At 43.3% G+C, this 13,198-nt stretch carries 4 protein-coding genes; 3 read left to right on the top strand and 1 reads right to left on the bottom strand.

Features of this window, described 5'->3' with window-relative positions; genetic code table 11:
* Positions 1 to 15 precede the first annotated feature (15 nt).
* On the bottom strand, positions 16 to 1,134 hold the full coding sequence (locus CHH58_RS10220) for a response regulator (protein ID WP_095262467.1): 1,119 nt from the start codon (positions 1,132 to 1,134) through the stop codon (positions 16 to 18).
* Between the two features lie 215 nt (positions 1,135 to 1,349).
* Between CHH58_RS10220 and CHH58_RS10225 the strand changes: the two genes are divergently transcribed.
* The 3 genes from CHH58_RS10225 to CHH58_RS10235 all read left to right on the top strand — a co-directional run bounded on the left by CHH58_RS10225 (position 1,350) and on the right by CHH58_RS10235 (position 13,119).
* Entirely contained in the window at positions 1,350 to 10,040 is an 8,691-nt protein-coding gene (locus CHH58_RS10225) for a SpaA isopeptide-forming pilin-related protein (protein WP_095262468.1), read from the top strand.
* Between the two features lies 1 nt (position 10,041).
* Positions 10,042 to 10,632 (top strand): class D sortase, encoded by a 591-nt coding sequence (locus CHH58_RS10230; RefSeq protein ID WP_095262469.1) that lies wholly within the window; start codon positions 10,042 to 10,044, stop codon positions 10,630 to 10,632.
* 432 nt (positions 10,633 to 11,064) lie between these two features.
* A complete protein-coding gene (locus tag CHH58_RS10235) occupies positions 11,065 to 13,119 on the top strand; it encodes a choice-of-anchor I family protein (protein WP_095262470.1) in 2,055 nt (684 codons plus the stop codon).
* The last annotated feature ends 79 nt before the right edge of the window (positions 13,120 to 13,198 follow it).

Here is a 13,198-nt window from a genome sequence, read left to right on the forward strand (position 1 = left end):
TTGTCCTCCTGCTAGTCAAGCCTGCATATGCCGTTCTTTCCACGATTCGTACCAATCCACCAGTTCTGCTTCCGGAGCAATATCAAATTCTTCCTCCAGCATCTGCTTTAAGCGTTCATACTGTTGCACAACTTGACCGGATACCCCTGAAATATCATATACATGCATGAGTCGTATATAACTGTGCGCAATATACGGGTAATCCGATTGCATACGCAAGTAAAGCGAAATGGCATCTTCCACAATGTTCTGCTCCTCTAAATATAACCCAACCTGTGTAGCAGTTTTATACCAATTCTCTCTCAGCTGCCTCTGCTCCGATTCTGCCCAAGCGTAAGCTTCTGCAGAGAAATAATCCCCTTTGTATTCCCGAAGGAGTCCTTGATAACTGGTTAGAGAATGCTCAGTCAATGCCGGAAGTTGTGTTAATTGATTCCGCCATTCCATAACGTCAACTTCAGCATCTCCTAAGTGAAGCTGGTAGCACTGATTGGCGCTGCTCAATGACAGACCGGGAACCGATGCAGACAATGTCTTCCGGATAACATAGATAGTGGAATACAGCTGCGTAAAAGCCTTCTCAGGCTCCTTCTCTTCCCAGAACTCTTCAACCAGTACATCTTTTCGTACGGGCTTCTCTGCATGATGAAGCAGATAGCAGAAAACCTCCTTAGCTTTGGATGTTCGCCATTGAACAGGCAATGTCTCACCAATCTGAAGGAATTGTAATGTTGGCATACAGTTGATGCGAATAGGTGCATGAGATGCAATTTTCTGGACTTCCGTGTCCGAGCGGTGGATCGTCTTCCTTAATCTATCTTTCTGAATTGGCTTCACAATATAATCCAGGGCATTTAATTCAAACGCCTGAACGGCATATTCATGGTAACCAGTAACGAATACAATTGGTAAATTCGGATGTTCTTCTTGTATGGATGCTGCAAGTTCGACGCCATTTATAGAGCCAATCTTTATATCTAGAAAAAGCAGTTCTGGTTTCTTTTCTTTAATTTTTTCTGTTAATCCACGAGAGGTCTGATAAGCACCGACAATAGTAAAGTCTCCAATGCTATGTAATTGTGTTTCGAGAAATTGCAGCGCTAACGGCTCATCGTCTACGAGCATTACTCTCATACTATAGCCTCCTGCATAAAGTCTTCTAGCTAGTATTATAACAATCTGTTGTGGGAATTAAGCCTGTATTTGGAAGATTTTTTGCCTTTCGACAATATTTGCAGGTCTTTTATCACTCCTTTTTGGATAAAATGTACAGTTTTTGTTCAGAATCCTTTGCTAATGTGAGGAAGTCTGGCTGATACCGATAAAAAATTGTAGAGGAGAACGAGAGAGTGATAAGAAAGATTCCTGTAATGATGCTTATTACCATCCTGCTTATGCAAACTGTATTATCTGGTTCACTTGGAACCGCACAAGTTTTTGCAGAAGGAACGAATTCGGAAGCTTTTGAGGCGGTAATCAAAGTAACTGATATGGAAGAGAACGCTATCAGTTCTGAGAATCGTTTAGACAGAGACGCACAGCTAACACTGAAAGTGAATTGGAACAAAAACCAGCACACATCAGATCATACATACAAGATTACACTACCAGAACAACTTGACTTTACGATGATTGAATCAACAAATCTGCTTAATGCAGAAGAAGCTGAAATCGGAAAATATGAACTGAAAGATGGGGTACTATCTTTCCAATTTACGAATGAAGAACAAGAACCTGCAAGTGGAGAGCTGGAGGTTACAGCGCAGGTTGTCGAGACTCTTCAGGCGAGCGAGGAGCAAGAGACCAACTTAACTTTCCTCGTGGAAAACAAAGAACAGGTAGTTCCGCTATTTTTAAATCCAGCAGCTGATAAAGAACCGCTGCCGGAGGAAGAGCCTGTGGAGGAACAACAAGAAGATAAGGCTTCAGCTGAACCAGTGAAAGAAGAGGAGCAGCCTGTGGAAGAAGAAAAAGCGGCGGAGGAATCTGCAGCTGACAAGACTGAAGAAACAGATGAGCCTGTAAAAGTAGAGGCTGAAGAAACAGAGCCAGAACAAGAACAAGCGGAAGAAAATGATGAAGTAAAACAAGAAAAAAATGAAATAGCGGCAGAAGATCGCCTTACAGGTGAAATAGAAGAAAATATCATCTCAAACATCGTATTAAAAGACAAAGATGGAAACATCATCGATGCCGGCGAGAATCCGGAAAACCATCCTGCATTAGGGGATGAAGTAACAATCGATATGGAGTGGGCACTGCAAAATGGTCATCGATATGGAGAAGGTTCAACTTTCACTTTCTCGCTACCGGATTATTTTGCAATCTACAATGATGTAGACGGACAGCTTGAGTTTGGTGATGAAAGTGTAGGAACGTACAAACTGAGCATGGATGGAATGGTTGTCATGACGTTCAATGACAATATCACCAAGCTATCCAATGTAAAAGGTACGCTGCAATTCTGGACAGAGCTGCATGAAAAAATTGAAGGAAGTATCGAACAGGAAATCATTTTTACTATCAAAGAAGAAGACGTGGCGGTTATTCCAGTTAAATTCCAGCCGAAACCTGGAAATGCAATCGATAAATCTGGGAAGACAGATCGCGGTTATAACGCCAAAGAAATCACTTGGACAGTTGATTTCAACAAACAGTTGAAGACTATCGAAGATGCTGTACTGAAAGACCCGTTGCAAGCCAATCAACGGTTGCAGCCTGATTCGATCAAGGTATATAAGCTGGATGTTCAGCTTGATGGCAGTGTAAAGCAAGGGGAAGAAGTAAGGCCTTCTGCCTATACAGTACAAGAGGAACCTTTCCAGATCAATTTCGGCCAGCTTAAAGATGCTTACCGTGTAGAATTCAAGACAGATATTACGGATGCTGAAGGTACGAGATATGAGAATACAGCATTCTTGACAGGTTCGAACACAGAAGAGTTGTCAGCAAAGGCTTCTGTCGGTGTCAGTCGGGGTAAACCGCTGGCGAAACGCAGTATCGCTTATGATGCCGCAAAGCAAACCATTACATGGGAAATTCAATATAACTACAATGAAAAAAACATCCAGCAGCAAGACGCTGTATTGGAAGACTTGTTCGATGCTAGTCACGTGCTGATTCGCGAATCATTGAAGGTCGAAAAAATCACGATTGGCGAAAATGGACAGCAAGCAGGGACTGAACCGTATACGAACTATCGAGTGGACGAACAGCCTGCTGCAGATGGAAAGCGCGGATTCCAGCTACAATTTAACGAAGATATCCAGAACGCTTATAAAATTACGTACCAGACCAAAGCAGATGGCCGTGTCATGGATGACGGCCGCATCAACAATAGTGTGACAGTTGGAGATAACAAGAGTGAAACTGGCCAGGGAGTCAGTCAGCAAGTACTCTCAAAAGGCTACTCCAATATCAACTATAAGGATAAAACGAATAACTGGACCATTGATTTCAATAAAGATTCCCATAAGATGACAGATGTCTACATCACGGATACTTACCCGAATAAGGGACTGACGATGAAAGAGGATACGTTTAAGATAGTGGATCGTGCTACTGGTGAAACAGTATCCAAGAATGAATATGAACTTGTTGTAACAGCAGACGGATTTACGGTCAAGTTCAAAAACGAGATCAAGACACCGTATCGCATCACCTATACTACTGCATTCAAATATGACCAGCTTGGAGAACAAAAACAGTTCCGAAACCATGTCCAGCTTGATTGGAAAGATGAGTCAGGCAAAGACCAGACCAAAGAGGCAGCAGCAGGATTCAATCCGGATAACTACACAGTGAACAACGGCTTTAAAAACGGATCCTATAATGCTGTTTCGAAGGAAATTACATGGAATGTCGGAGTCAACTATGACTTGAAAGACTTGGATAATATTGTTGTGACAGATTATATCCAAGGCAAGCAAAACCTGGTCGACGGGTCACTGAAGGTATATGAAGTTGAACTGACCGGCGGCAATAATGGTGTCAGAAAAGGTGCAGAGCTGCAAGAAGGTACAGATTATCGTGTGGAAACTGTTAAGAACGATAAGAATGAGCCTGGATTTAAGTTGCATATCGTCAAAGATAACAGTAAGCCATATTGGATTGAGTACAAAACAAGCTTAGCTGGCGAACTGATTGTAAATCGTTACGATAACACAGCTACATTGACTAGTGATGGTCTGGATCCAATCAACTTGAATGCACAGGTTTCCGTTTCGAATGGGGGCAGCTACAACGTAAAAGATGGCTCTCAAAACGGAAATGTGATCAATTGGAAGATTGACATCAATAAAGGCCAATCACATGTATTGAAAGCGAAAGTAACTGATGAACAGCAAGCAAACCAGATCCTTTTAGAAGACAGCTTCAAGCTATACGAAACAAATGTAGCGCAAAATGGCGGTCTTTCAAAAGGCGGGGAAGTTCCAAAAGAAGCTTATAAACTCGATATCAATACAGCTGACGATGGCAGTCAGACGTTTGAGTTATCTTTCCTGGATGATATCGATCGCTCTTATATCCTGGAATACCAATCGTATATCAATGCTGCAAACGGCGAGTCGATCAGCAATAAAGCAACCTTCTCGGGTGAAAATATCACAACAGAAACAGTCGAATCAGGCAAGACGATCGTCGTCCGCAAGAGCGGAGGAAGTGGTACTGGTTCGGGAGAATACGGCAGCCTGGAAGTGTCCAAAGTGGACGCAGCTACAGGCGAGTCACTAGCTGGTGCGACATTCACGTTGTATGACAGTGAAGGGAAGATTGCAATCCGTACTGTGACAACAGGTGAAGATGGCAAAGCTCTATTCAAGAATCTGTTGTATGATGACTATCTCCTGAAAGAAGACAAAGCGCCGGAAGGCTATGTGGTCGGCATCCAGGATACACAGAAGGTCACCGTGGATGGAGAATCGAAAACGACTATTCAAAACAAAGAGATTACGCGAGATGTGAAACTGACGAAATATGATAGCGAGACGAGAGAAACACTTCAAGGAGCAGTTTTCACATTAGAGCAGCAAGTGGATGGAGAATGGAAACAAATCCAGGAGAACCTAACAACAGGTGAAGATGGAACAATTTCTGTTACAGATTTAGATGCTGGTAACTACCGTTTCATTGAGACAGAGGCACCGGATCTATACGATTTAAATAAGGATCCTGTTTACTTTGAAATCAAAGCGGAACAAACAACTGTTACGACTGTTACAAAAGATAATGCAGTCAAAAAGGGCAGTGTGAAACTGCAGAAGACCGATGAAGCAGGCAATCCACTGCAAGGTGCAGTCTTCACCTTGAAAGACGCCGCAGGCAAAATAGTAAAAGATAGACTCACAAGTGATGAAAATGGTTTGGTAGAAGTAAAGGATTTGCGACCAGGTAAATATGAAATCGTTGAAACGAAAGCACCGGAATTCTACCAGCTGGACGCAGCGGTGCATGAGTTTGAAATTAATCCAGCTAAACAAGCAGAAATAGATCTTGGTAAGATTAAGAACAAGTTAGTCACTGGTTCTATTCAACTGACAAAAGTTGATGCAGATCAGAAAGAGACATTGCTTGCAGGAGCTGTGTTTGAACTTCAAACGGCAGATGGCAAGATGTTGAGAGAAGGTCTGACAACAAATGAAGCTGGTGTGCTCGTTGTGGATCAGCTTGTACCAGGTGATTATCAGCTAATCGAAACAATAGCGCCAAAGGATTACCAACTTGATCAGACACCAATACCTTTCACGATTGAGAAGAGCAACGAAGCAACGGTTCAAGTAGAGCGTGAAATGAGCAATAAGCTATTGCCAGGAGAAGTAATCCTGACAAAAGTGGATGACAGAGATGATTCTCTTCTAGCCGATGCAGAGTTTTCGCTTTATAAAGAAAATGGAGAGCTCATTCATGAAGGGTTAAAAACCGATGCAGAAGGAAAGCTGACTGTTTCTGATTTGCAGCCAGGCAGCTATTACTTCCAAGAAACAAAAGCACCGAATAATTATGAGTTGAATGGTGAAAAACTGCCGTTCACTATCGAGCGGAGTCAAGCAGAAGCTGCTCTAGTCAGAGCGGAAAATACACTTACACCAGGAGCGGTTTCTTTGGTCAAGGTAGACGAAGATGATCAGAATCTTCGTTTGACAGGTGCAGAATATAAACTACAGGATGCAAATGGCGAGGTTGTGAAAGAAAGTCTTGTCACGAACGAAGAAGGAAGAATTGTCGTTGAAGATCTTGCTCCAGGTACTTACTACTTCGTGGAGACGAAAGCACCTGAACATTATCAACTGGACGACACACCAATTGAAGTGAAAGTAGAAAAAGGGCAGCAAGAAGCAGCTGTTGTCACTGCTACGAATACGCTTATTCCAGGAAGTGTCGTGCTGGAGAAGATTGATAGTGTCGATCATAGCATCACGCTGGAAGGCGCTTCCTTCAAGCTGGTGAACAGCAAGGGCGAAGTTGTGGAAGAAAGACTGGTAACGGACAAAGATGGACGCATAATAGTCAACAATCTAAAGCCAGGCGAGTACCAGTTCATCGAAATCGACGCACCACAAGATTATGAGCTGGATGCAGAGCAAGTTACATTCACTGTTGAAAAGAGCCAGAAAGAAGCGCTTGTGATTCAGCAGACGAATACGCTCAAGCCTGGTGAAGTCGAACTGACGAAGGTCAATAAACATGATACAGGCGAAACATTAGCAGGTGCAGAATATGCTTTGAAAGATGCGTCAGGTAATGTTGTGAAAGAAAATCTAGTAACTGATGTAAACGGCAAAATTGCTGTAACTGGTCTAGCTCCAGGAAAATATCAATTTGTAGAAGTGAAAGCGCCAGAGCATTTTGTTTTGGATGCAACGCCAATCACATTCGAAATCGAGCGAAGCCAGGCAAAAGCAGTATCCGTAACAGCTGTCAATGAACTGAAAAGAGGCGCTGTTGAAATCACTAAAGTCGGTGAAGATAGTCTGGATAAAGGTCTGGAAGGCGCAGAATACGAGCTGCGGACAAAATCTGGAGACATCGTTGCAATAGGCAAAACGGATGAGACAGGAAAAATTCAATTCAAAGATCTGCTTCCAGGTGATTATGAGATTGTCGAAATAAAAGCGCCATTTGGTTATGACTTGAACGCTGCTCCGATCCCTGTAACGGTAGAACGCAGCCAAGAACAGCTGCTCGCAGTACAGCAAGTGGACGAATTGACAACAGGCTCTATTTTATTGAAGAAAGTCGACAGCAAAGAAAATACGATTGGTCTTGCCGGTGCGGTATTTGAATTGCAGGATGAAACAGGCAAGACGATTAGAGAAGGCTTGATAACCGACGAAAACGGTGAACTATCCATCACAGATTTAAAACCGGGTGATTATCAGCTTGTCGAAACACAAGCACCGGCAGATTATAAGTTGAACGACACACCAATTATTTTCACAATCGAAAAGGGACAGCAAATCACTCCGACAGTGGAAGTAGAAAATACACTTACACCTGGTGCTGTATCTTTGATCAAAGTAGATAAAGATAATGAAAATGTGCCGCTTCAAGGAGCAGAATATAAGCTAGTTGATGAAACTGGTACAACTGTTCAGGAATACTTGGTCACTGATCAGGATGGACGTATTATTGTTACAGATCTTACGCCAGGAAAGTATCAATTCATTGAAACGAAAGCACCGGAAAATTACGTGCTGGATGCAACACCAATAGATGTGGAAGTTACACGCAGTCAGAAGGAAGCAGCTGTAGTTTACGCAGAAAACGAGCTTATTCCTGGAAGTGTTGTTTTAGAGAAGAAAGACAGCGTGGATGAATCTATAACTCTGGCAGATGCAGAATTCAAGCTAGTGGATAGCAAAGGCAACGTTGTCGAAGAAAAATTGAAGACAGATGGAAACGGCAGAATTGTAGTAGAAAATCTCAAACCTGGTGCATACCAGTTCATTGAAACGAAATCACCAACAGATTATGTACTCGATGACAAACCGATAGACTTCGAGATTGCGAAGAGTCAGAAAGAGCCACTACTCATCACAGCAAAGAATACACTCATCCCGGGTGGAGTGGAATTGACGAAAGTCAACTCTCATGACAATAGCGAAAAACTTGCAGGAGCTGTATTTGAACTACAGGATCAGGATGGAAATGTGATTGAAAGAGATCTTACAACAGATGAATCCGGTAAGATCACGGTAGACGGCCTGGCACCAGGGAGCTATCAATTCGTAGAGACAGAAGCGCCGAGTGACTTCCTGACAGATAAGACCCCGATCACCTTTGTGATTGAAAGAAGTCAGACAGAGAAGGTAATGCTGACAGCGGAAAATGACCTGAAGAAAGGTTCTCTGGAGATTGTTAAAGTTGACAGTGAGGATGAAAAGACCGCTTTAGAGGGGGCATCATTCGACCTGTTGACAGCTACTGGAGAAAAAATTGCTTCCGGTAAGACGGATAAAGAAGGAAAGCTTCACTTTAAAGATCTAGTTCCTGGTGATTACCTTATCAAGGAAACAGAAGCGCCATTCGGCTATGACTTGGATCCGACACCGAAACAGGTGACAATTGAACGCAGCCAGCAAGAAACTGCTGTGATTCAGTTGAACAATGAACTTTCAACAGGAGCAGTTCATCTTGATAAGGTGGACAGCGTTGATAATAATGTAGGGTTAGCAGGAGCCGTTTTCCGTTTACTGGACAGCAATGGAGAAACACTGCAGGAAGGTCTGACAACAAATATTGATGGTCTGCTGACAATCACGGACTTGAAGCCGGGCGATTATCAGCTTATCGAAACAAGCGCCCCGGAAAACTATGTACTGGATGATACACCACTTAACTTTACCATTGAAAAAGGACAGCAAACGCCACTTACAGTAACGGCAGAGAATGCGCTTAAGCCAGGCGTTGTATCACTTATTAAAGTGGATAAAGATAATCCGGAAATCCATCTCGCAAATGCGGAATTCCGTTTACTTGATGACAAAGGAAACATCGTGAAAGAGCAGTTGCACACAGACGGCGAAGGGCGCATCATTGTCGAGGATTTGGCTCCAGGTTCGTATACGTTTGTTGAAACGAAAGCACCTGTTGGGTATGAACTGGACAATACACCTATCGAAGTAACGGTAGAAAAAGGCCAAAATGAAGCAGCTGTCGTGACAGCGGTGAACGAATTGACGCCAGGAACAGCTGTATTGGAGAAAGTCGATGCAGATGATAGTACTGTGAAACTAGAAGGTGCTGTTTTCAAACTAGTGAATGACAAAGGCGAAACAATTCAAGAAGACATTGTTACAGACGAAAATGGTCAAATCACTATCGAAGATCTGAAGCCAGGAAACTATCAATTCATCGAAACAAAGGCGCCGGCTGGATATGATTTGAATAATACGCCAATTGTAGTAACAGTAGAAAAAGACCAGCAAGAAGCAGCGATTGTAACGGCTGTAAACTCACTGACCCCAGGAACAGCTGTGTTGGAGAAAGTAGATGCTGACGATTCATCCAAATTGCTAGAAGGTGCTGTATTCAACTTGCTAGACGAAAAAGGGAATATGGTTAAAGAAAAGCTTATCACTGATGAAAATGGCTGGATCACTGTTGAAGGCTTAAAGCCGGGTAACTATCAGTTCGTCGAAACAAAGGCTCCAGCTGGATATCAGTTAGGCGATAAGCAGGTTGCATTCACAGTTGAGAAAGCACAGGTTAATCCGGTAATCGTAACTGTTGAAAACACGGCAGAGACGACACCTGAAAACCCTGAGGAACCTAACACACCTGAGCAGCCAGCAAATGGTGAAACACCAAATGACTCCGATAAAGATCCAGCACCAGGAAAAACTACGGTTCCTGCAGCAGGAGATGGTACAGGTACAAAACCAACGGTAAATAACCAGCATGGACTACCAGCGAGTTTGCCGCAGACTGGCGAGCAGCTCCTATCATTGATTTTGATGGCTGGTATCATTTCGTTCGGCGTTGGAGGATTGTTCATTTGGAATGCATTCCGAACGCAGACAGAAAGAAAGAGGCAGTAGAATGAAAAAAGGCAAACTGATAGCAGGGGTAGTGTTTCTTTTGCTAGGAGTGGCGTTAGTTGCCACTCCCCTCTCTATAGAAAGAATGCATGCGAAAGAAGTGAACGAATTAGAAAAAGCCTTCGCTAGTATTGAGGCAGGAGACGTACCGCAAGTCGGGGGAGAGAAAGATCAAAGGTGGTCGGAGGATGAATTAGCGGATATGATGAAGCTTGAAATTCCATCAATCGAATTAGAGCAATATGTGCTTAATGAGACAACAGATGAGAATTTAGCTACAGCATTAACGCAAATTAAGACGAATCAAAATCCTCCTAAGGACAATTTCTCGATAGCTGGTCATCGCGGATATCGCGGTGGTCGTTTCTTCAGACAGTTACCTGAAGTGAAGGCAGGAGCAGAAATTAAACTGCAGGATAATGATGCAACCTATATATATGAAGTAGACAGTGTAAAGATTGTGGAGCCTGATGATATCGCAATACTGGAGAATACAGATAAACCAGAGATTACATTAGTTACATGTACACTCTCAGGAAAACAGCGAGTTGCTGTAACCGGTAAATTGATAGAAGTTGTACAAAAGGGTTAAAAAAACGCGCTATTTACAACAATTTATTATTTATATTCCTGAAACTGTTTAAGAGAAACCAAATGCAAACCGATAATTGCTTTAGGAGAAAATTCTGATGCTGTAGGAAGGACGGACCAATGATCATTAAAGAAAACGACTTTTTTGTTGGTTTGTGGAATGCCATTTTGGTTTCTGGGTTATTTTATGCATGTCTGGTGTACATGTATTTACTGTTTTTTAGATAAATTAGATCTTCTATCTTACATGCGTGGGGACGTTGAGGGGTACGGTCTTAAAGAAATATAAAACTACTAGGATGCCATTGAATTGGCATCCTTTTTTATTTCCTGCAACATTACAAGAACTTCATACACTTTTAACAGGAACTTCAAGCCCGTAAGCTATGATGACTATCATACATATTCTAATGATAGAGTTGGGGTGGCGAAGGTGAAGAGTTGGAAGAAATGGACAGCGATGTCACTAGCGGCAGCTAGTTTAGCATTGCCCACTGTCGGACAGGCAGAAGAGTTGAAGGTTTATAACAGAGATCAAGCACAACCACTTCAAGTAGAACAGATTGGTCGCTATAACAGTGGCAGCGGAATTGGTGAAGGTGGTACAGAAATCGTAGCGTATGATGCTAATACAAAACGCGCTTTTTCTGTGAACGGAGCAGCTAGAGCTTTAGATATTCTTGATTTAAATGGATTGAATGAAGGAAATGGAGAGATTCCGCTTCTGAAACGTGTATCTTTGGAATCATTCGGGGGGAGTGCGTCCGATGTGACGAGTGTTGCGATCCACCCAGAAGGTGATTATATTGCAGTTTCGGTACCAAGTGAAGTAAAGACCGATCCAGGCCATGTTGTCCTGCTCGATACGGATGGCAACAAGCTGGCTAGTGTTGAAGTAGGGGCATTGCCGGATATGGTTACTTTCACACATGATGGTACAAAGGTGCTCGTTGCCAATGAAGGGGAGCCTTCTGATGATTACACAGTTAATCCCGAGGGTTCCGTCAGTATTATTAATGTAGGAAATGGTTTAGACAACCTGACAGCAGAAACAGCAGCATTCACCGATGACATCGTGGAATCGGATGTACGCAAAGTAAATCCGGATCCGGAAAATTCATCTTACGCAGAAAACTTGGAACCAGAATACATAACTGTAGATAAAGATAATCGTTATGCGTATGTAGCTATTCAGGAAAGCAATGCAATTGCGAAGCTTGACTTGCAATCGAACAGCTTCTCGACAGTGAAGAGTTTAGGATATAAGGATTTCTCGAAAGAGGGCGTGGAACTGGATCCATCCAATAAAGATGATGGTATCCAGATCGGCAATTGGCCAGTGCTCAGTATGTACATGCCGGATGGAATGACAGCATTCCAATCGGGTGGTAAGACGTATCTTATTACAGCCAATGAAGGCGATGCCCAGGACTGGGAAGGTTTCTCAGAAGAAGTGCGAGTAGCAGATCTGGCAGCAGAGGATGCTTACGCATTGAATGCCGATCTTTATGCAGGATACACACAGGAACAGCTTGACCAGCTTGTGCAGGATGGCTTATTTGAGGACGAACAGCTAGGCCGTTTGAACACAAGTATTGTGGCCCCGAAAAATGCTGACGGCAAATATGAAGCTGTTTATGGATTCGGCGGGCGGAGCTTCTCGATCTGGGATGCAGATTCACTACAGCAGGTATACGATAGCGGTGCTGATTTTGAAAAAATAACAGCCGAAGCAAATCCGGATTATTTTAATACAACAAACGATGAAGACAAGCTTGATAACCGCAGTGATGATAAAGGACCTGAGCCAGAAGCAGTTATTACTGGAGATGTAGATGGCAGAACGTATGCATTCATTGGTTTGGAGCGGACTGGCGGTATCATGGCTTATGACGTGACGAATCCAACGATCCCTACATTCTCGACGTATTTTTCCAGCCGGAACTTCCAAGGAGATGAAGCCGCTGTGGATAGTGCAAGCGGTGATGTTGCACCGGAAGGACTGACGTACATCCCTGCCGAAGAAAGTCCGACAGGTCAGACGCTGCTATTAGCAGCGCATGAAGTGTCAGGTACGATTGCTGCCTACGCACTTGGGGAGAAAGCCGAAACGCAGCCAGAACCTGTTCCAGAAGAAGAAGAGACAGAACAGCCGGTAACAGAACCGACTGAGCCGGGAGAGGAAGAACCCGCAGAAGAACCGGTAAATGAAGAAGAAACATCCAACGTGGAAGAACCGAAGCAGGATACTGAGAAAGTAGAAGAACAAACAGAGACTGTGACGGAAAACACGACGACAGAGCCGGAATCGAAGGAGCAGGACAGCGTTCAGATAGCCGCTTCTGCTAAATCAGATAATGATGACGCAGAAGGACAGCCATTACCGAATACGAGCACGAATGTGTTTAATTGGCTGCTTGGAGGCGTTGCGCTTGTTGCTGCTGGTGTCATTTTCTTTGGCATTAACAAGCTGCGCAAAAGAGCATAATGGAAGCAGCCACGTATAGTGGCTGCTTTTTTGATTGCTTCCTATAGAGTTTTGATAAAGGTAGGAGTATAATACCCAT

Origin of the sequence: Terribacillus saccharophilus, from assembly GCF_002272745.1 — a bacterium.
Classification (GTDB): Bacteria; Bacillota; Bacilli; order Bacillales; family Amphibacillaceae; genus Terribacillus; species Terribacillus saccharophilus_B.

Coding starts and splice junctions, on each gene's coding strand:
- CHH58_RS10220 (WP_095262467.1), bottom strand. CDS start 1,134: ATGAGAGTAATGCTCGTAGACGATGAGCCGTTAGCGCTGCAATTTCTC.
- CHH58_RS10230 (WP_095262469.1), top strand. CDS start 10,042: ATGAAAAAAGGCAAACTGATAGCAGGGGTAGTGTTTCTTTTGCTAGGA.